This is a genomic window from Pseudomonas putida, from assembly GCF_028682635.1.
Classification (GTDB): domain Bacteria; phylum Pseudomonadota; class Gammaproteobacteria; order Pseudomonadales; family Pseudomonadaceae; genus Aquipseudomonas; species Aquipseudomonas putida_AE.
This window is the reverse complement of record NZ_JANHLK010000026.1, coordinates 40,095-61,219: the sequence shown is the minus strand read 5'-3', so window position 1 is coordinate 61,219 and position 21,125 is coordinate 40,095. Positions and strand designations below refer to the sequence as shown.

The window sequence follows — 21,125 nt, the reverse complement described above, 5'->3', positions numbered from 1 at the left end:
TATCGTTGACCACCATCGCGAGCAAGCTCGCTCCTACAGGGGTGTTTAATTATGGGGTTTACGGCCGGACACGAAGTGGCTCACATCATTGAACCCCGGCGTCGACGCATGCCCCGGCGTCACCAGCGAATCGATGAACGCCTCATCCTCAGCCGTAATCTTCACCGCCTGCGCCTTGGTGTAGGCATCCCACTGTTCTTCGGTGCGCGGCCCGACGATGGCCGAGGTCACGGCGCTGTTGTTCAGCACCCAGGCAATCGCAAACTCGACGATGCCCACACCGCGTTCCTGGGTGTATTGCTGGATCTGCTGGGCGATGCGCAAGGACTCGGCGCGCCATTCGGTTTCCAGGATGCGTTTGTCCGAGCGACCCGCGCGGCTGTTGGCGTCCGGTTTTACGTCCGGCGCATATTTGCCGCTGAGCACACCGCGGGCCAGCGGGCTGTAGGGCACCACCCCGAGACCATAATTTTGCGCGGCAGTGATCTGCTCGGTTTCGGCCTGGCGGTTGACGATGTTGTACAGCGGCTGGCTGATCACCGGCCGGTCGACACCGAGCTTGTCGGCCACGCGAATCACTTCGGCGATGCGCCAGCCACGATAGTTCGACAGCCCCCAATAGCGAATCTTGCCCTGGCGGATCAGGTCGCCAATCGCTGAGACCGTAACCTCCAGCGGCGTGTTGTGGTCCTCACGGTGCAGGTAATAGATGTCGAGATAGTCAGTGCCCAACCGCGTCAGGCTGGCGTCGATGCCATTGAACACATGCTTGCGGCTCAAACCGCTGCGGTTCGGCACACCGTCCGCCGGGCCGAAACCGACCTTGGTCGCCAGCACCCATTCGTGGCGGTTGCCGGCGATTGCTTCGCCGACGATTTCTTCCGAGCGCCCACCCGTGTAGACGTCGGCGGTGTCGATGAAGTTGATGCCCTGGTCCCAGGCCTTGTCGATGATCCGCAGGGAATCCTCGGTGCTGGTCTGTTCGCCGAACATCATGGTGCCCAGGGTCAGGGTGGACACCTGCAAACCCGACTGACCCAGTGTGCGGTAGCTCATGAGGAAATCCTTTTGCCGCAGGGAAGGGCTCAAACAAATACCAGAACCCGCCTGTGGATCAAACTGATTTATCGAACACGGTGCAGCAAAAATGTGGGAGATTCTCTGGAACTACCTGTCCCATCACGCTTTTCAGGATTACCGCTATGTTCGAACTCGATCACGACCTGGCCCAGGACATCGTCGACCGGGCGATGGCCATCCTGCCGTACAACGTCAACGTCATGGACAGCCAGGGCCTGATCCTCGGCAGCGGCGAACCGGAGCGGGTCAACACCCGGCATGAAGGCGCGCAACTGGTGCTGGCCAACAGTCGCGTAGTCGAGATCGATGCGCAGACCGCGATCCATCTCAAGGGAGTGCAGCCGGGTATCAACCTGCCGCTGATGCTCGACCAGCGCCTGATCGGCGTGCTGGGCATCACCGGCGAACCCGAGCAATTGCGCACCTACGCCGAACTGGTGCGCATGACCGCCGAGATGCTGGTGGGCCAGCGCAACCAGCAGGCCGAGCAGCAATGGCGGCGCCAGCGTTGCGATGACTTGCTGGCGCTGTTGCTCAGCGAGGCCGGCAGTTCGCCACGGCTGATCGACGAGGCGCAACAGCTGGGGCTCAAGCCGCAGATGACGCGGATGCCGTACCTGTTCGAACTGGGCACGGAGCACAGTCCTGGGCACACCGTCGAGGCGCTCAGCGCCTGGCTGATGTCGCGCTATCCGGATAGCTGGTGCGTGAGTCCGGCCAAGTCGTCGTTGCTGTGGTGCAGGCCTGCCAGCCAGAGCGTCGAAAATGATCGGCTGCTGGAGAAACTCGATGGCCTGGGCTGGAACATTCTGCGCATCGCCGTGGGCGGGCAGGCCGATGGCTTGCTGGGGTTGCGCCGCTGCCATCGTCGGGTCGGCGACTTGCTTGCCTACGGGCGCGAGGTGTTGCCGCAGTCGCGCTTGTTGACCCTTGATCGCTACCGATTGCCGGTGATGCTCTGGCGTCATCGCAACGACGATGCGCTGGACGAGCTGCTCAACCCGTTGCGCCAGGTCATCGCCAGGGACAATAACGGCCAACTGCTGGCGACCCTGCGCAGCTGGTGTGAACACGATGGGCAAAGCCAGGCCTGTGCCGACGCCTTGGGCATTCACCGCAACAGCCTGCGCTATCGGATGGAGCGCATTGCCGAACTCAGCGGCGTAGATCCACTGAAGCTGGACGGCATGCTCGCGCTCTACCTCGGCGTGCAACTGCTCCCCCAGACCGAAGCCCTCCCGTAAAGAATCGACCTGCCCCCGTAGGAGCGAGCTTGCTCGCGATGGACGTTAACGATAACGCGTAATACCTGGATAAACGCGACGCCCTTGAATCCTTCGCGAGCAAGCTCGCTCCTACAGTAGGCAGCGGGTTTGTGTGAATGAACAATAATCCTCAGTGCCGCTTGTGCAGCAGCCCGGCGTTATTGTTCCGGCCGGCTGGCAGGATGAGCGCATTGGAACTGGAGAACGCCCATGAAAATCGTCATCGCCCCCGATTCGTTCAAAGACAGTCTCAGCGCACAAGGCGTAGCCGATGCCATTGCCCTGGGTTTGGCCGAAGTCTGGCCCGATGCGCAACTGGTCAAATGCCCAATGGCCGACGGCGGGGAAGGGACGGTCGAGTCAGTGCTCGCGGCATGCGATGGCGAGCTGCGCCGAACCGACGTTCGCGGGCCACTGGGTGAAACGGTCAATGCCGCCTGGGGGTGGTTGCCCCATAACCACACCGCGATCATCGAAATGGCCGAGGCCAGTGGTTTGCAGTTGGTGCCCCTCGACCGCCGCGATGCCTGCATCAGCAGCACCTTCGGCACCGGCGAATTGATTCGTGCGGCACTGGATGCGGGTGCGCAGCGGGTGATCCTGGCCATCGGCGGCAGCGCCACCAACGACGCCGGCGCAGGCGCCATGCAAGCCTTGGGCGTGAAGCTGCTCGATGCACAGGGCCAGCAATTGCAACCCGGTGGTCTGGCGCTGGCGCAACTGGCCCGCATTGATCTGACCGGCATCGATCCGCGTCTGGCCGAAGTGCGCTTCGACATTGCAGCGGACGTGAACAATCCACTCTGCGGTCCTCACGGAGCCTCCGCCATTTTTGGCCCGCAAAAAGGCGCAACGCCTGCACAGGTCGAACAGCTTGACCGAGCCCTCGGGCACTTTGCCAATCACTGCGCAAACGCCTTGGCACAAGACGTACGCGACGAACCGGGCAGCGGTGCGGCGGGCGGCCTTGGGTTTGCCGCCAAGGCGTTTCTCGGGGCGCAATTCATGGCAGGGGTTGAAGTGGTGGCGGAGCTGGTGGGTCTGGCCGAGGCGGTGGTGGGTGCCGATCTGGTGATCACCGGTGAAGGTCGTTTCGATGCGCAAACATTGCGCGGCAAGACACCGTTTGGTGTTGCCCGCATCGCTCAAGAACAGGGCGTTGCGGTCATCGTCATCGCCGGCACACTGGGCGAAGGCTACCAGGCGTTGTACGAACATGGCATCGACGCCGCGTTCGCTTTGACGAGCGGGCCAATGACACTGGAGCAGGCGTGTACCGAGGCTCCGCGTTTGTTGCGTGAACGGGCGACAGACATTGCTCGGGTCTGGCGGACGGCTACCGGCCAGCGCTGACTCAACCTGTGGCGACCGGTCGTTATCTAACTTGAACGTGCTTGGGTATCGCCGGTTGTCATGGGTTTGCGGATCCCTGTATCAATACCCACCTGTCAACTTTGACAGTTTCGCTTTTTCTCTCATCAGCGCTTAATTCGCCCAGAGGTCAGTTCGGCCAGCTGTATGGCGAGAGTCATCCGCTTATCCTCAGCCCCCATGTTGTCGACCGACGCAGCGCCATAGCACCGTCTATGGCATCAATGGCATGGTCGGAGAGCGTAAATGACGACGCAAACAAACAAACTGCAACGACATCAGGCCAACGCGGCCTATTTAAAAAAGCGCACTGAGCATCAGGCGAACCTTGCCGATCTGGTGATTGAGATCAAGGATGAGGATTATGCCGACAAGGCGAGCGGCCTTCTCAACGGTCCCAGGCTAAAGGATGGGCTAAAAGTTTACATTCCGCTGTGGGAAAATCTGCCCCCGCCGCGTATCAGTGACAAAGTCGAACTTTTTCTGGATACCGGATCGGGGCGGTGGGATAAGGTCGCTGAACACGAGTTCACTCGCCCGGCTGACGGAGGGCCTTTTCCGGAAACCTTCCCGTATCTCATGACAATCGATACCAATTTTCTGCCGGATGATGCGACGTGCCGCCTGCAGTACGTCATTACCGATTACACCAATTACGAAACTCCTTCAGTAGTGACCACGGTGATTTGCGATCGCTTGCCGCCGTACAAGCACGCGCCGCCCGACGCATTGAAACTGATTGCCGATTATCTGGATGATTCCAACTTGCCGGTAGGGGGCAACCTGACACTTACGCTCCCCGGTTATGTGGATTGGAAAGCCACCGATAAGCTTGCCATTTACCTGGTGGATGCCGCAGAGATTCCTGACGATCCGACAAACGCCCCGTTGGTGTTCTTCGGCACTGTTCCTTCGCCCGGTGTGACCGATACACCGGTGCAGATCCCTGCCAAGACGATCCGGGACTTCGGTGATGCGGAATGCGTATTTCTTTATGTGTTGCTTGATGCGGCACAAAACCCCAGTGCAGTGTCGGTGCATAAAACCGTCGGCCTGACCTTCGGTCCGCTTCCCGATAATTTGAGAGCACCGAAAGTTCCACAAGCTGTCCCCGGGCCGTTGGTGAACGAGCATGTTCGGGTGGGCGTGAGTGCCTGGATCGATATGTACGATAACTGGAAAGCCGGTGACAAGGTTCGTTTGCATTGGGGCAGCACTCGCGTACAGCCGGATCTCGACTTTCTCAACATGCTCACCATGGAAGTTAAGGTGTTACCTGCCGTCCTGATGTTGCAAGAATACGGACAAGCCACCACCGGTATCAAACCGACCGCGGTCAGTTATCAGATTATTCGCAAGGGGCGCCCGTTCGGTCCGCAATCCGCCAACTTTCCAGTCAACTTCGAAGTGCCCATTCCATGGGTGCCTTGGCCTCCCATCGACTGGCCTGATCCTGTTCATCCGGCCCTGCCCGCAGGAGAAGTCAAGAACTTCGACGAGAGCAGAACCAATGAGCTGACGAGGGACGACAAGGGGCATGACGCTAAATTCACGTTCCCCTGGTTCGCCACTGCACAGAACGATGATGTCGTCGACGTTTTCTGGAATGGGCTGCGGGTCGTCGAGGCGCAGGTCATTTTTGACGATACAACCCACGTTCCTGGTGAAGATCACATCGCTGACATCCCCTGGAAATACATCAAGGCGGGAAACAACGGTGATGCCATTCCTGTGCACTATCAGGTCCACAGACCCGGTGTGGAAAATGATCTGCATTCAGAGGCTATCGAGGTTGACGTCGACGCGGTAGCGGTTGAACTGCCCCCCGCGAGCTTCCCGAAAATTCCCAATCCCACTGGGTATCCGGGTTGCCAGTCGCTGGAACCTGATGGATCGCTGAAGGTTCGGATACCCGACTTGACGGGGCTGCTGAAGGACGGAGATACCATCAGCTTCGAGTTCATCCCCATGATAGGCGACGATCTTACAAGCCCCGAGGTGCCGATTCCAGATGTGAAATTCGAGAAGGATTTTACATTGGGAGATCCGGGGTTGCCCCTCACCGGTTTCGAATTTGTTGTCACGCCTTACAGCACTTATATCCAACCACTTTATGACCAGAATCCAAATCGCAGGGGGCGCGCCAAGATCCATTATTTCTTCAATGACGGAACGGAAGATGTCTTCTCCGAGCCGTTAGTCACCCGTACGGCGTTCCATGGTCCGAGCGATCAGTGCCCGATTACCCCCTAGTTACACCTCCAGAGTCGACACAGACGTTTTCCGTCCGTGTCGAGTTCTGTTTCAAACAGCGCTTATGCACTGGGCACCTAGTTACCAGGGAGAATTCCCGCGCTCATTCGGATAAGTCCTACATCTCGGATGTAGGAAATTTCATAGGATCGCGGGCCCTTCAGACACAGATCTGAAAGATTCCGCTAGATGGTGATTTTGCCTATAGCCAACAGACTCAGGAGAGACCCATGTACGTCAGCCATTCTTTTTCAGTGTCACCGCTTGCACGGATGCTAAAGCTTTCGATACTGGCGCCGGCGCTGTTGATGGGGCCGTGTGCGCTGGCGCAATCGGTGGTTGAAAATGGTAGTTCAAAGACGATCAATGCCGAGACAGTTGGAGACAGTTGGCTGGTGCGTGACGGTTCAAGCCTGACGGCCAATGGCGCTACCACCCATCAGATTCGCGCGCAGGCGGGATCAAGGCTTGTGCTCAACGGCGCGACGACATCTGCCTTGGGTACAAGCAATGGCGTTGAGTTGTCCAACAGTGATGCAACCATTACCAATAGTCGTGTCGTCAGCGATCGCACGGGCTTGCGCCTGATAGCGACGGCAGTCGGTGGGTCCACCGCGAGGGTCGGCAACAGCCAGATCACCGGCGGCCAGTTTGGTGCAAGCCTGAGCGCACAATCGCGCTTGACGCTGGACTCCGGCACCACCGTTACCGCCACCAATGCCGATGGCATCGGCGTACAGACTTTCGGCGGCCAGGTCCTGGCAACGGGCAGCAAGATCGTCGGCGGGCTCCATGGTGTCAGCGTGTTCACCGCCAACAACCTGCCCGCGGACAATGCGCTGGTTCTCGATAGTACCCATGTCGAAGGCCTGAGCGGGTCGGCCATCATTGTCGATGGCCTGACCCAGACCAACACCGAGCGGGCCAATATTGAAGTGAACAACGGCTCCACGCTCAAGGGCGGCAACGGCACGCTACTGGAGGTCATCAACGGTTCTTCGGCGAACTTCAACGTTAATAACAGTCACCTGGTGGGCGATGTCATTGTGGCGGATGACAGCAATGCCAACGTCGCACTCGACCAGTCTGCAACCCTGACCGGGCGCCTGGAAAACGTCCAGAACCTGTCGATCAGCAACGATGCACGCTGGGTCATGGTCGGTGACGGTCAAGTGCAGAACCTGACGTTGAATGGCGGGGGTGTGCAGTTCGGCAATCCGGGCCAGTTCTTCAATCTGTCGGTGGAAACGCTCGCGGGCGAGGGCGGGACCTTCTACATGCACAACAATTTCACCACGGGTGAAGTGGATACCCTCACCGTGACCGGCAATGCCAGTGGCAACCATCTGGTCGCGCTCGACAGCCAGGGTACTGAACCGGTGGGGGCGGGTTCGAAGTCCGTGGTCCATATCGGTTCGGGTGACGCCACCTTCGCCCTGGCCGGAGGCTCCGTGGATCTGGGCGCATTTTCCTATGACTTGATCCAACAGGGTAACAACGACTGGGTCCTGGACACCGCCAGCCGTGTGATCAGCCCGGGTACCCAATCGGTGATGGCGCTGTTCAATGCCGCGCCCACCGTCTGGTACGGCGAACTCAGCACCCTGCGTTCGCGCATGGGCGAAGTGCGAATGGATCACGGCAAGGCCGGTGGCTGGATCCGTGCCTATGGCAACAAATACAACGTCAGTGAAAGTTCCGGGGTTGCCTACAAGCAAACCCAGCAGGGCATTTCGTTGGGTGCCGATGCGCCGCTGCCCATGGGCGATGGGCGATGGCTGGTCGGCCTGTTGGGCGGTTACAGCAAGTCCGACCTGGACCTGAGCCATGGCACGACTGGCGAAGTCGACAGTTACTACCTGGGTGCCTACACCACGTGGCTGGATATGCAGAGCGGCTATTACTTCGACGGCGTGCTCAAGTACAACCGGTTCCAGAATGAATCAACGGTTCGTCTCAGTGACGGCCAAAAAACCAAAGGCAATTACGACACCAACGGCATCGGGGCATCGCTGGAGTTCGGGCGAAACATCAAATTGGCGGATGACTACTACGTCGAGCCTTATGCTCAACTGTCGGGCGTGATGATCGATGGCGCGAGTTACGACCTGGATAACGGCCTGGCCGCCGACGGGGATCGTGCGCATTCCTTGTTGGGTAAAGCCGGTGCGACTGTCGGTCGCAATTTCACCTGGGCCGAAGGCAAGACGGTACAGCCGTATTTGCGCGCCGCCTATGTCCACGAGTTCGCCAAAAACAGTGACATTGAGGTCAACGACAACCGTTTCCGCAGCGACCTGTCGGGATCTCGCGGCGAGTTGGGCGCGGGCGTGGCCATGACGGTGACTGACAAGGTTGCCATGCACCTGGACGTTGATTACAGCAATGGCGACAAGATCGAGCAGCCTTGGGGCATCAATGTGGGTGCCCGCTACAGCTGGTAACTGGCTGGCTTGATTTCTTCGAACCCTTGGCGTTGCACCAGCAGATCAATGTTCTTTTCATGACGCCAGCAAGGGAAGCCGGATTCCGGTTTCCCTTGCTGGCTTTAATTCGAGGAGTTCTGTTCATGGTCCAGTTCAAAGGTACCGGTTTTTCCAGCACTACGTTGCCACCGCCTGAGATTGTCGGCTTGCTCCCGAATGTGCCAGGTGGTCAAACCAATCTGTTGCCGGAGGCATTGACCCATGCCGATCTGAAGGTCTGGTTTACAGTGCCGCTAAATTCCAGCCCCGAACTGGCGGAGGAAACCGTTGAGCTGTTCGTCGATGGTAGCGTCACTGCGTTGGTCACCCGTAAGTGGAACAAGCCCATTGAGGACTCGGACCGGTATCTTGCAGTGCCCCAAGCCTGGTTGCGCAGTAACGATGGGGAACGCCGGTTCAAATACAAGGTGACGATTTACAATGACGAAACAGAAGAATCATCCGATCTGGTGATGACGCTGGATACCCAGGCACCGATGCTGCCCACCAATAGCAAGTTGATCTTTCCTCCCGAAGTTCTCCCCCCCAACCAGATCACCGCTGCCTATCTCGCCGACCCCGCTCACCAGGACCAGGTAGTGGTAACACTCCCCGATTACAGCCCAAAAGTCGGGGATGCCATCACCACGTACTGGGAGCGCTCCCCGGGTGGACGGGAGATAGCCGGTACCAGGACCCTCGAGCCGGGTGACATAGGCAAGCCCGTGCAAGTCTTTTTCAAGGGCGACTTGCTGCGTAACAGCACCAATAATGTGGATTATTACGCGACCTATCGGGTGCGCGACAGGGCCGGCAACGAGACGACCCTTTCCGTTGACGAGAAACTGAGCGTCAATATCCGCCCACCCACCCCGCGCAAGTTCCCGACCGTCAAGCAGGCGACCAATTCGCAAAACGGCACGGGCGTGTTGAATCCTTTCCTGGGTATATCAGGTGTGACTGTGGTGGTGGCTGGCTCGGAAATCGATCCGGGTGAAGAGGTGACGGTGGACTTTATCGGCCTGGGCGGAGAGGGGGGTATAGGTTCTGCAACGGGGGTGAAGCCGACCACGCCGGGCGGCCTGGAGTTCGCCATTGCGGCGTCGGTCGTCGCGGCCAACATTCCCGTGGGGGGAGATGGACGCACGTCAGAGGTGCGCTACCGCGCCGGACGCGACATCCAGCCCTCAGCGAAATATACGCTGGCCATCACCGAGCTCGGCGGACAGACGTTTGGTTCGGTGGGCTGCCCCGAGGCGCAGATCGGTTCACCGGCGACCCTCTCCCGGAACAAGGTTGAACAGTCCGGTGCAACCATAGAGATGGAGAAATGGGCCTACCATGAGGACACCCAACTCATAAACGTGTGGGCACTGGCGTCCAGCGTTCGAACAGATTTCCTCGAGGGTGCACCCACACCTCTCAATGCCAACCGAAAATTCACCACGCCATTGCCCAAGGACTATGTAGCGGCACTGCCCCTCAACAGCACGTTTACCCTGCACGCCAGTGTCAGCTTTGATCAGGGGCAGAGTTATCGTGCCTTCAAACCGATGTCGATCAAGCTGGTCACCTAGTCGACCCTCTCCACTGGCTTCCCGGCAGGCCCCCCTGCCGGGCAAACAGATCTATTTGTAGGTAATGGTAAACGCCAGCGACCCATCCGCGGAACCGGCCACGACATCCTTCGTGGGCGCGGTCTGATAGTAGCGAGCGTTGAACTTCAACTGCATGCCGCCGGTGACCGGAATGACGCCTTGGGCGACATCGGCCTCCAATTCGACAGGGGTTTGGGCATCATCTTTGAGTATCTGAATGCCAATACCTTTTGCGGTGGAACTGCCGCCCAGGCTGAACAAACCCCTTCTAGTGTCAACTGTCGTCGAGCCCGCGGTGGGCTCCAGGCGAATGTGCGCGGTCGTCACTGTGCCGCCCGGCAGCGGGTCGGATATGCACGAGTTCAAATTGATGCTGAACGGCACCGGATCGGTGGTTTCGCCTTCGCCCTTGAACCGTGAGGTTGGCCAGTCTCCCAGCTTGACGGGGTCGGCGCTCACCGGAAGGGCCGACAGGCTGCACTCCGCCTGGGTGACGGAGCCGCTCAGCGCAAGGCCGAAGGCATTGGGAACACCGGTGAAGGAGGCCTTGACCAGTTCGTTTCCTGACTCCAGCGTGTGCGTGCCTCGCCCGATCGTCGCGGTCTTGACCAAAGTGACAGTGCCTTGCAACACAGAGTGTTGCAGGACAAAGGGGGTGCTGAAATCGATGTAGCCCTCGAAGGGGACTGTACTGTCGGGGCCGCTCAGTTTCCAGAATCCGTTGGTGCGGCCATCGTAGGGAGTGCCGAACGTGATCTGGGCGCCGACTCCGGGAATGTTGGTTTGCAGCAACGTGCCTCGCATGTCCATGCCATTCAATCTGGGGATTGGCCCGGATACTGGCGCGGCATTGGCCGAAGCCTTGAACGTCAGTCGCCCGTCTGTGTTTTCGCAGTGGATCGTTAACCCTGAGCCACCTTGCCTGAATGATCTCTCAATCGGGCCTATCGGATCACCGACCTTGGCATCTCTGGGAATGTACAGTGCACCCACATCGGCCACATACCGAATAGGCCCCGAAGCGCCCCCCCAGTAACAGGTATTGGAGGCGGCATACGCGGCACCGAACGGCGTCAGTCCGCTGGCGGCGAGCGTGAACAGAACGCCCGGAAATAATCTGATCGACATGCTGTGTTCTATCCTGGCAAAAACAGCTCGACGCACCGCGGGGTGCATCGAGCATGAGTGAACGAAGCGTTGGGTCAGCGGCAAGTCAGGTCCTGGACCCGATAACCTTGCTCCAGCGGCATGCTCGGGACATCGAGCTGCAACTGGCACTGCTCGGTGGAGGCGTTGCCCCAGCGCACATTCAGGACTTGCCGGGCATCGACAGTCCCCAGCAGTACCTGCCCGGCCTGGCCGACTATCCCGAGTACTTCCTCATCGTTGTTGCTGACCTGGGCTCCAAAGGGCAAAGGTGCGCCCTGGCTGTCACGGGTGGTCAGCACCAGCCTTTGTACCTTGCGTGCGGGGAATGTGGCCTTGACGACTGCACCGCGACGCGGAACCACCTGGGTCACGCCGTTATCGATCTCTATGTTCGGATCGAGCTGGTCGGTATCGAGGACTACCCGGTTGACCCGATAGGGTTGCAGGTAGGGGATCAGCGCATAACCACGGTCATTGGTCCTGGCGCTCGAGGCGTTGATCACCCCAACGCCGGCGATGTCCGGCACATGGGCCAGGCCACTGGTTTCACCCATATAGGGGCCGAACTCAAGGCCGTCGCCGTGGAGCAGCAGCGCACCGCTGGCGTTGAGCGAAACATTGTTGTAAGTGCTGCCTTGAGCGATACCCGCGCCCAGGCTGGCAACGGGTGTCTGGTAGGCCAGCGCCAGTTCAGCGGATTTCTGCTGGCTTTCATTGTTGGACAGGGACGCTCGATAGTTGAGTCGATCTCCCTCGCCCCGGCCAGACAAAGACGCGCGTTGATCGAGCTGGCCATGGTTTTGCCTCAGGTCGAAGGTGGCGGTGGTCGAGCGGCCGAAGTCCAGCGGCACCGAGATACTCAGGCCGATCTGGCGGTCGTTGGATTGTTTTTCGTTAAGTGATTGTGATGCGTAAAGGTTATAGCTGACGGTGTTGTGGCGGGTGCTGAGATTGAACTGGAATTGGCGCTGCTGATAATCGGTGCGCCAGTAGTCTTCCTGGGACAGTGTCAGGTTCAGCGAGCTATGGGTCCCGATGTTCTGGAACACCGAGGCCTCCAGCAGGCTGCGTCGACTTCCGCGATAACGCTGGTCGGCGCTGCGCTCGCGCACCGCTTCGCTGAAATCGCGATAACCCTCGGTGGAGTAGCGATAACCGGCAAAGCGCAAGTTGGTCCGGGTTTCGAATGACTTGCCGTATTTCGCCGCGTAGCTCATGCCCTGGACGCTGCGGCTGCTGTCATGGGGATCGATATCGGCTGCGGAGCGCGTGACGTCGAACGAGAGTGCGCCGATCGCGCCGAGATTCTTGCCGATACCGAAGGTGCCGGCCTGATAGAAGTCGTTGGCCATCAACCCGCCGTACAGGGTTGAGTTCCACCCCACGCCGGTGGCGAGAGTACCTTGCCATAAAGAGGAGTCATCGCTGGCAAACGACGGGGAGTTATAACGCCCCAGGCTGGTGCTGTAGCGCCAGACGCCTTCGCGCAGCAGGTTGCTGAGGGTTGAATAGGGTTGGGTGAAACGTCGCACCTGGCCATCGGCTTCGGTCAGGATGATTTCCAGTTCACCGCTGCCACCGGCGGTCGTCAGGTCGTTGATCTCATAGGGACCGGCACTGACATAGGTGGAATATATGGGGTAACCGTTCTGGCGGATCTCGAGCCTGGCCCGGGTCTGCGCAACGCCTCGAACGATCGGCGCATACTGTTGCAGCGAGTCGGGCAACATGCTCATGTCGGAAGCAATTTGCACGCCCTTGATGGGAATGCTCCTGAATACATCGCCAGGGGTGTAGGTCTCGCCCAGGGTCAACTGCGAGTGTGTACCGGGGAGATCGCGCTGGACATAGGTATAGGCGCGCGTCCATGTGCGTTCGCCCTGTGAGTCGCTACGAAAGGCATTGTTGCTGCGCAAGCGCCAGGCGCCCAGATTCAGGCCGCTGTTCAAGTACAGGTCCTGGCTGCTGTTGTGGCCTGACGAATTTCGACCCTGTTGCGCCGATACCTGATAGTTCACAAAGGCTGAATTGATGCCATAGTCCCACAATTGCGGATCGACATAACCGGCAACATCGCGACGCATGGCAATCTGCGGGATGGAGAGCGCCAGCGTCAGCTGACCGGCATTGAACTCGATTTGCGCACCGGGAATCAGCTGCTGCAGATCGATGCAACTGTTCAGCGAGGCCTCAGTCTCCTCCAGGCTGTCGAGTTTTACGCCGATCTCCTCGATCAATTGCAGCGACAGGCAGGGGGAGAGTCCATCGCCTTGGGCATGGGGGCTGAACTCGATTTCCCGGCGGTCAAAGAAGCTGCGATTGACCTCGATACTCACCAGGTAACGTCCGGGCGCCAGATCCTGGCCACTGGACAGTGTTTTCAAGGCCAGCGCACCGGCATCGCTCGCATGGTTTTGCAGTTGGCGCATGAAGGTTGACTGAAACTCCACCGGGTTGGCGGCCTGCGCCGGCTTGGTTTGCAGCAATACAATGCCGCCGCCGGTGAATACCAGAAGGTGAAACAGACGCTGCGCGCAAGTCGAACTCTGGTGCGGGAAGAAAGGCATGGTGATAGTCCGCGCAATGTTAAAGATCAAGGCCGACGGGCACGGTCATTGGGGTCGTAAAGCCGCCGTAGTCGGTGATCGCGGAAAAACTGACCTGCATTCCCGGCACAGGCTTCAAGCCGTCCAGCTCATAGGTGCTGGAGTCCAGGGGAAGTGCCATCGGAGTGTCTTTGAGGCTGACTTTCTGCCCGTTTGCAAGGAGTTCAATGCGCACGAAAGACACGTGAAAGGGCGTGGGATTGGTCACCACCAGACGGCTTTTGCCGTCGATTTTTTTTATTGACCAGTTCAACTCTTTCAGGCTGTCCAGCGCATTGGTCTTGAGTTCCACAGGTCGGTAGAACAACTTGATGCGCGTGCGCAATGCGATATTCAACTGGTTGACTTCATTGGCTTCCAGTTGCGGTATTTCCTGAACGTTGAAATAAAACAGCGATTCGCGGTCTTTGGGCAACTTGTTGGGCAAGCCGTTGATCTGCACCTGCTGTTCTTTACCGGCGTTTAAGCGAAACAGCGGCGGTGAAGCGATAAAAGGCACGGCAGTGGTCTGGTCGTCGGCTGCGGTATTCGCCCAGGTCTGCACGGCGAAGGGTTTGTTGCTGGGATTGGAAACAGTCAACGAAACATTGCGCTTGTCGCTGTCGAACACGACTCGCGTGCTACTAATGGTTAACGCCCCGTAACTAGTTGGCAACCATGTAATAAGGGCGCCAAACAACACGCAAGACAGTGCGCCGCTCCTGACTTGGGCAGGACGTTTAATCAAGCCAAACATAGTAAAAAAATCCCTGTGTCGAGGAATCGTTCTCGAACAGCAGGCGGTGAACCTGCTGTTTTAAAACGCAGGAGCGTGATCAGTTGATGCTGAGGGTGAACTCGACATCGGAATCGGCGGGGCCCGGGGTTACCGTCGCCGCAGTGGCGATGTACATGGCGGTGAAGTCCATGAGGGTCGGTTTGGTTTCGTCAAGTTTGTAGACGGTGGAGGTCTCGCCATTCTTGATGAAACCACCGGTAACGTCCTTGATCGCCACGGCAATGCCCCTCGCGGGGTTGCCGGTCGGCTTCAGGCCGTAATGATCACCACCACCGCCGTACACTGAGTTGAATGTCACGGTGGCGTTAAGTTTGGTAGGGTCCAGGACGCAAGCGGTGCCCGGTGTAATGCGCATCTGAAAGGCCCGTTCGCCAGCAACGGCGCCGACGTTCGGGAAGGCGCTGGAATCGACCCAGCCCAGGGAAACCAGGTTGCCCACGGCACCGTTTTCCGGGTTGACGATTTCAACGGGGCAGGTAGCGCTGCTGATCTTGCCGGTGAAGTTGATCCGGCCATCGGCCGCGAAGGCCGAAGTGGCCGCCAGGCCCAGTGCCAGGCCTAACGGAAGTGCGAATAGAGATTTCTTCATGTAACAAATCCTTTGATTGATTTAATCCGGCGTTTATTTAACGAGACGGTGCCGGGGTACTCACGATCGATGCGAGTGGGGAGGTAGTTGGGTTGTCTCGGAGGCGGGAGTTTAGAGGGTAAGGGGGGAGGGGGATATGAGAGAACTCTCAGTGTTGGGGCGGGTTATGTTTGCGAATGTTTTATCTGTATTTGCGAAAAAAAAGGCTCCACTGGTTAGAAGTGGAGCCCTTAATCTTATTCGCTGTTGCGTCTTACGTCGTTTACTATTTCGTCTATGTTATCTATCGTATCGGTTGCTGGAGAATTTACCGTATTTAAACCGAATTCATCCGTTCGATTTAGCTGCTTGTCGCGAAGGTTTTGAAAACCCCAGGGCTCCCCTCCACTAGAAGGGCCTGCAACTGGCTCGGACGGTGCCGTTGACGCCGGAGTTGGCCGTGCAGGTGGAGATACGCCAGTTGAGGGAATACTGCCGTTCAGTCCCGGTACCCCCTGAGGTCCTGTTGCCCCCCGAGGTCCTGCTGGCCCTTGAGGTCCTGCAGGCCCCTGAGCTCCGTCAGGACCTCGAGGACCTTGAGGACCTCGAGGACCTCGAGGACCTCGAGAAGGCGGACCCTCTACAGACGCTTGAAGTAACAAACTCCTGTTACGTGTCCCGCTTGGGATACCCGCCGTTGCACCCATCATCTCATTTATGTTGGTAAAGCTGTTCTGGAGTTGTGAACGAAAACTCTCTCGAGCCGCTTTTTTGGCTGCGGCTTTGGCTACGGCTTTGGCTTTGGCTTTTACAGCCAACCCAAGGAACAACGCAGACAAACCAGCGTCTAAGCCACCAGAAATCAAGGAACTTCTCCCGTGTTTCTCCCGGTCTACCAATTTAACTGCGTTATTGGCCATGACGCCTTCATAAATTGCGTAGGCGCCGAAGCCAACACCTACTGTTGTAGTAAAAACGATTTTAATCACAGCTGCCACGCCCACAGGTGGGGCTACAATTATCGTCACACCTGAAATCACAATACCAGCGCCCGCCAGTATCGCACCCCCTATCCCCTCCCAGTTAGGCCCCCGTTTGGCATGCCCGGTCGGATCGGTATAGTTGATCGGATCTCCCGGGTACACGTAAGGATTGACCCCGCCAGCACCGAACGGGCTGAGCGAGTCCGGGCTATGGAAGCGCCTCAGCGTCGTGTTATAGGCCCGATAGCCCCGGCCCAGCAGGTACCAGCCACTGTGTTCGTCCCGCACTTCACCGTTGAACCCGAGCAGACATTCCAATTTGGCGTCCGGATTGCGTTCGCCATAGGCGCCATAGACCGCTTTGCGCAGTTCATTCTTACCACTTTCGGCCAGCACACTGTTTTTACCATCCGTCAACAGCAGTAACGTTTGTTCCGGGTCATCCTGCTCTTGCTGGCCCAGCGGCTGTTCGCCGAGGAACAGGTAATGAATCTTCCTGTTGCCCTGTTCGGTGTGGCTCAGCTGATCGTCCTGATAAAAACGCAAGGTTTCGATCTGCGTGCCACGAGTGACGCCCAGCAGATGGTTATGAGCGTCGTAGCGGTACCGGCTGACGGTGTTGCCGCCGGTATCGGTGACACTCAGCAACCGGCCCTGGGTGTCATAGTGCAGGGCCTGGCCGTTTTCGTCGTGCAACAGATTGCCGTCGTCGTCGTAGTCCAGCGTGCAGCTGGCGTCATAGTCGGGGTGGCTGTGGGTGACTTTCACCAATTGACACGGATCGCTCGGTGAGAAATAACTGAAGGCATCGTCACGCGTTCCGTCGGCAAACAGTGAGTAGACCGCGGTCACGTTGTCCAATGCATCGAACTCGAACAGCTGTTCCTTGATGCCATTTTTATAGCTGTCCTGGGGCAGGGCAGGGCCGTCGCAGGTGTACTCGACCATGCGTCCGCGCTGGTCATAGTTGAAGGTTTCCAGCAGTTCGGTCTGGTTGCCCACCTGCAAGTGACGCGTGTGCAGCTTGCTGTCGTCGCGGTAGGTTTGGCTGATGGTTTGCCTGGGGTGACCTTCAAGCTCCATAAGCCGCATGATTTCCCGGCCTTGATCGTCGAACGTCAGGGTAGTTCGCAGTGTCTGCGCGGTATGTTGGTTGCGGGTGGTAATTGTGCTCACTTTTCCCAGGTTGTCGTACTCGAAGCTGGCAAGGAGTTGGCCCTGAGTGATGGTCTTGAGTCGCGCCTTATCGTCATAGGTGTAGGTGCAGGCCAAGCCATTGGCATCTACACGGGTGAGGGGAAGTCCGTTCAAGGTCTGGGTGTAGGTGGTTTCCCATTGTTTGCCGGTGTGCTTGTCCTTCCATGTCTCCTTGAGCAATTGCCCGTTGGAGCTGAAGGCGAAGCCATTCTCGCCCTGGCTGTTTTGCGACAGGGTCAGTTGCGCACTCTGGTTGTCATAGTTGAAGCTTGACTGCTCGTCCGGGGCGATGCTGCCCACCGGCGACCCCACAAGGCCTGGCTTGTACTCGTAGGTGATTTCCTTTTTGCTGGCGGTGATTGCCTTGCTTATCTTGGACTGGCCACCCTGATACTCAAACGTCTGCAGGCGCGGGCCGACTTTCAAGGTCTTGCGGCGTTCCAGGCCATCGTACGTCTGGTTGCCGACACTGACAGTCACCCCATTGGAGACAACCTGCATGTCAATCGGCAATTCACCGCCACTGTGGGCCGCGTAAGTGCGGTGAATTTCAGTGTAGTCGGGCAGGGTTGTGGCCCGTATCCGGGCAAACAAATCGAACTCAAAACGCGTGGACTCGCCCATCTCGTTGATTTGCTCAACGCAGTTGCCCAGGCCGTCATACAAATACTCCCTGGTGCTGACGACTTTATCCTGTGCGTCCAGTGCTTCAATCTTGTCTTCTTTGCCGAACATGTTGAGTGTCGTGCGGCTTTTGCCACTGATGTTGAGGGGCGTGACGGTGCTTTCAGTCCAGCTGCGCAAGGTTTGTGTGCGTGGATCGACTTCGGTGATCTGTGCCACGCCATCGGCCCCGACAACTTTGAATTGCTGCCCCCAGGCGTCGTATTCGTACTGGCGGGTCAAGGGCTTGTCGGCCGCGCCTTCCCAGTCGATGACAGTATCGCTGATCAATTGGCCGCGATTGTTGTAAGTCGCTTTATAGGTGTCGCGAAACGCCAGCGGATCACCTCCCAGGGCATCGGCGTCCCGACGCTCTACCCTGACGACCCGATTGTGCCCATCGAGCCAGGTGACGGTTTCGACGCCCTTGACGTCCTTGGCGGTTTGCCTGGCCTGTTGAGCGCCCCCACCGTTGGTCAACGTGTAGGTGTAGGTACGGCTGGCTCTGTAGTCATTAGAGTCGGGCGCCACCATCTCCTCGATCACGCGACCTATCGGGTCATTGACGTAGGCGACCATGGCGTCGTTGTCGTCATGGTTGAGCAGCTTGTAGCCGTTGAGCAATGAGTGTTCCTGGGTTTGGACCCTGCGGACCGGTTTGCCGGGTGTGTCATCGAACCCGATCAATTCACTTTCCGTACGCATGACCATCGCGTTGGCACGGGCATTACGCGTGAAGCTGTAGCGGAACTGGGTGGAGGTCAGTGTCTGGGCTTGGCCGTGCAAGGTTTGAGTCGACCTGAGGATGCGCGCGTGGGTCAGCTTCTCTTCAGGGGTGTTGATGTAATCATGAGTCAGTTGTCGCAACTCCGTTGCTGCACCGCCACCGCCGATGTGCACCAGCGTTTCATTGCGCAGTGCCAACCAGGGACCACTGCCGGCCAGGCCCAGTTGTTCGGTGTAGGTATAGCGGGTTTGCAGGGTCGGGGCCTTGCCATATTGGGAGGCAGCCGGGGTCACGGTCTTGCTTTTGAGGTTGCGCACAAACCCCTGTGGGTCGGCCGGGCAGCCCACCTCGCCTGCCGCCTTGTACCACTCGTTTGTTTCGGTTACGCCGTCGGCGGTGACCTGGGTCAGCAGGTTGCCGAAGTCGTCGTAGGTGGCGGTCACGGTCTCCACGTGGCGGGGCAATGTGGCGCTGACGTGGCGCCAGGTCTGGGTCACGGTTTTCGGCAGCTGGCAATAGGGCTTCTGATTCTTGAAGTCCAGGTTCGGGTCGAAGTAGTACTCGGTGTCGGTCCTCTGGTAGGTGTGGTCTTTCCCCGGATCGGTGCTGTATTGGGTGGTTTCTTCCAGGGTCAGCAGATGCAAGCGGTTGTATACCCGCCGGGTCTCCTGCGCCTTCCTGTTGCCCGATGCGTCCCAGAGAATTTCGGTGGTTTCGTAGTCGAACGGGGAGCGCACTTTATAGAGGTTGTCGAGGCCATCATCGCTCCAGGACAGACCGCTGCCAAAGCCGAGAAAGTTGTGGTCCTTGGCGTCGTATGCATAGCGGGTTTCGACGGCGGGCTGGCCGAAACCAGGGTCGCGCACGTGCTTTTCCACCCGCGGCAGGGTACGCCCGGGCTGGCCTGGAAAATAGTGCGGGCGCCCCGAATAGGTGACGGTCTCATGGCCACCGGTGGGGGTGTAGACGTGCTCAAGGCAGGTGAAGCCGTCCCGGGTGACATACTCGAAGCGCCAGGAGGCTTTGTCGTGGGTTGGCAGGACAAAGCTTTTGCTCAAGCCACCGAGAATGTTCACCTGGAACTCGGCCTCGAAGGCACTGCCCGGATGCAGCGTGAGCTTGAGCAGGTTGGTGGTGCGCACCAGGCTGAGCAACTGCGTGCCATCGGCATTGCGAACACTGCTCAACAGTGGCTCGGTGCCGAAGGCCACGTAGTCGAGCGTGACGCTGTGGCCCTGGGGCGAAAGCATTTCCACCGGCAGCGCGATATCACCCTGGCGCACCTGCAGAATCTCCACCAGCCCGGATTTATGATCGACGCGGTAGCGTTTGTTCCCCAGGTCATGGAAATGAAAGGAGTCGATTTTCTTTTCTGGAATTTCTACACCATTGGCACCTGGATCGACCCTGAAGGTTTCACCGGTGTACGAGGAGAATATCCGTTTGTTGGGGTCGAACTGCGACAGTTGCAAGTTCCAGCCATTGCCGAAACCGCTGTCTGCGGTATTGAGCGGGTTGAAAGTCAGCTGCAGGGGAACTACCGGGCCACAGAGATTATTGGCCTTGAGTTCGGGTAATGAAATGGCGCAGGTGGCTTGCCCGGTGCGCGGGTCGACCTGGCTTTGGATGAAACTCATGAAGTTGAAGGCGTTGGACTGTATGGAGGTGGACGTGCTCATGGACGGCGCCTCGTAGTTTGGCGTGAAGACGAAAAGATGAAGCTGGCTGGAAAATGCGTGGGCATCATCAGTAAACCGGCTGAGAGCGTTCGATATAAACGCAGCTGATCCGTTCATCCCAGTCCTCGTTGACATCCGGCACCGGCCAGCGGTCCTCAATGCGAATAAACTTTTTCGGAACAAGATATTCGGGATCCAGTTTTCTAAAGTCATTGAAATGCATTGTTGCAGGTGGGTTGGGGCTGGGGCTACTCCAGTCTGTGGGTTGTTTGACTGTTTTAAGTTTTACGAAGAAGTTTCCTTTCACTTTAGAATCTGAGCAACTTTGATTTTCATAAAACTGAATGAGCGTAGCCGAGGGAATGTTTTCCAGGCTGAAACTGGCAGCGTGGTTTTCAGTGCAACTCTGGGAGCCATCAGCAAGGTTAAAGGTTTGTTTGGTTTCCGGCACGGACAACATGCAATGCTTTTCGCCTTTGCCGTTGTAGAAAATAATCTGACCATAGGTGGCCTTTGGTTCGGCTTGTTTGTTGGCAGCTGTTGGTGTTGATGCAACAGCGCTTGCCCCAAAAAACGTTAAGCATGCGCAAGCAGTAGCCGCAAGTAGTGCTCTGGAATATTTCATTATCGAACGCCTCAAAAAGATTCGGGTGGCAACAACGTGATTTGTTCCTGCCCGACTTTAGCACTCATGGCGTGTTTGACAACCTAGCAGTTCTGCTAGTACCCACGGTAGTAAATCA

At 58.1% G+C, this 21,125-nt stretch carries 12 protein-coding genes; 5 read left to right on the top strand and 7 right to left on the bottom strand.

The genetic code is table 11. The features are described 5' to 3' along the window. Positions 1–45 precede the first annotated feature (45 nt). Positions 46–1,056, bottom strand: a complete 1,011-nt coding sequence (locus NPS56_RS25075; RefSeq protein WP_274077138.1) for an aldo/keto reductase — start codon at positions 1,054–1,056, stop codon at positions 46–48. Positions 1,057–1,202: 146 nt separating this feature from the next. Here NPS56_RS25075 and NPS56_RS25070 point away from each other — a divergent pair, with 146 nt between their 5' ends. From NPS56_RS25070 to NPS56_RS25050, 5 genes are all read left to right on the top strand, one after another. Then, on the top strand, positions 1,203–2,324 hold the full coding sequence (locus NPS56_RS25070) for a sugar diacid recognition domain-containing protein (protein WP_274077137.1): 1,122 nt from the start codon (positions 1,203–1,205) through the stop codon (positions 2,322–2,324). A gap of 231 nt (positions 2,325–2,555) precedes the next feature. Beyond that, positions 2,556–3,698, top strand: a complete 1,143-nt coding sequence (locus NPS56_RS25065; protein ID WP_274077136.1) for a glycerate kinase — start codon at positions 2,556–2,558, stop codon at positions 3,696–3,698. Between the two features lie 264 nt (positions 3,699–3,962). Beyond that, the gene (locus NPS56_RS25060; RefSeq protein ID WP_274077135.1) at positions 3,963–5,969 is read left to right on the top strand and encodes a hypothetical protein; all 2,007 of its coding nucleotides are present in this window, start codon (positions 3,963–3,965) and stop codon (positions 5,967–5,969) included. 230 nt (positions 5,970–6,199) lie between these two features. After that, a complete protein-coding gene (locus NPS56_RS25055) occupies positions 6,200–8,413 on the top strand; it encodes an autotransporter outer membrane beta-barrel domain-containing protein (protein ID WP_274077134.1) in 2,214 nt (737 codons plus the stop codon). Between the two features lie 125 nt (positions 8,414–8,538). Then, positions 8,539–10,011, top strand: coding sequence for a hypothetical protein (locus NPS56_RS25050; RefSeq protein WP_274077133.1), 1,473 nt, complete (start codon positions 8,539–8,541; stop codon positions 10,009–10,011). 51 nt (positions 10,012–10,062) lie between these two features. Here NPS56_RS25050 and NPS56_RS25045 read toward each other — a convergent pair whose 3' ends face one another. The 6 genes from NPS56_RS25045 to NPS56_RS25020 form a co-directional block, all read right to left on the bottom strand. Then, positions 10,063–11,244 (bottom strand): fimbrial protein, encoded by a 1,182-nt coding sequence (locus tag NPS56_RS25045; RefSeq protein ID WP_274077132.1) that lies wholly within the window; start codon positions 11,242–11,244, stop codon positions 10,063–10,065. Continuing rightward, a complete protein-coding gene (locus NPS56_RS25040; protein ID WP_274077131.1) occupies positions 11,235–13,748 on the bottom strand; it encodes a fimbria/pilus outer membrane usher protein in 2,514 nt (837 codons plus the stop codon). Before NPS56_RS25040 ends, NPS56_RS25045 begins: the two co-directional genes overlap by 10 nt. Positions 13,749–13,767: 19 nt before the next feature. Next, complete coding sequence (locus NPS56_RS25035; RefSeq protein ID WP_274077130.1) at positions 13,768–14,523, bottom strand: fimbrial biogenesis chaperone; 756 nt, start codon at positions 14,521–14,523, stop codon at positions 13,768–13,770. Between the two features lie 79 nt (positions 14,524–14,602). Then, the gene (locus tag NPS56_RS25030) at positions 14,603–15,154 is read right to left on the bottom strand and encodes a fimbrial protein (protein ID WP_274077129.1); all 552 of its coding nucleotides are present in this window, start codon (positions 15,152–15,154) and stop codon (positions 14,603–14,605) included. A 236-nt stretch (positions 15,155–15,390) separates the two neighbouring features. Beyond that, positions 15,391–20,499: an RHS repeat-associated core domain-containing protein gene (locus NPS56_RS25025; protein ID WP_274077128.1), complete on the bottom strand. Its 5,109-nt coding sequence runs from the start codon at positions 20,497–20,499 to the stop codon at positions 15,391–15,393. Beyond that, positions 20,450–21,007 carry a hypothetical protein gene (locus tag NPS56_RS25020; protein WP_274077127.1) on the bottom strand — a complete coding sequence of 186 codons (558 nt, stop codon included), beginning with the start codon at positions 21,005–21,007 and terminating at the stop codon, positions 20,450–20,452. The genes NPS56_RS25025 and NPS56_RS25020 overlap by 50 nt, the downstream gene beginning before the upstream one ends. Positions 21,008–21,125 lie beyond the last annotated feature (118 nt).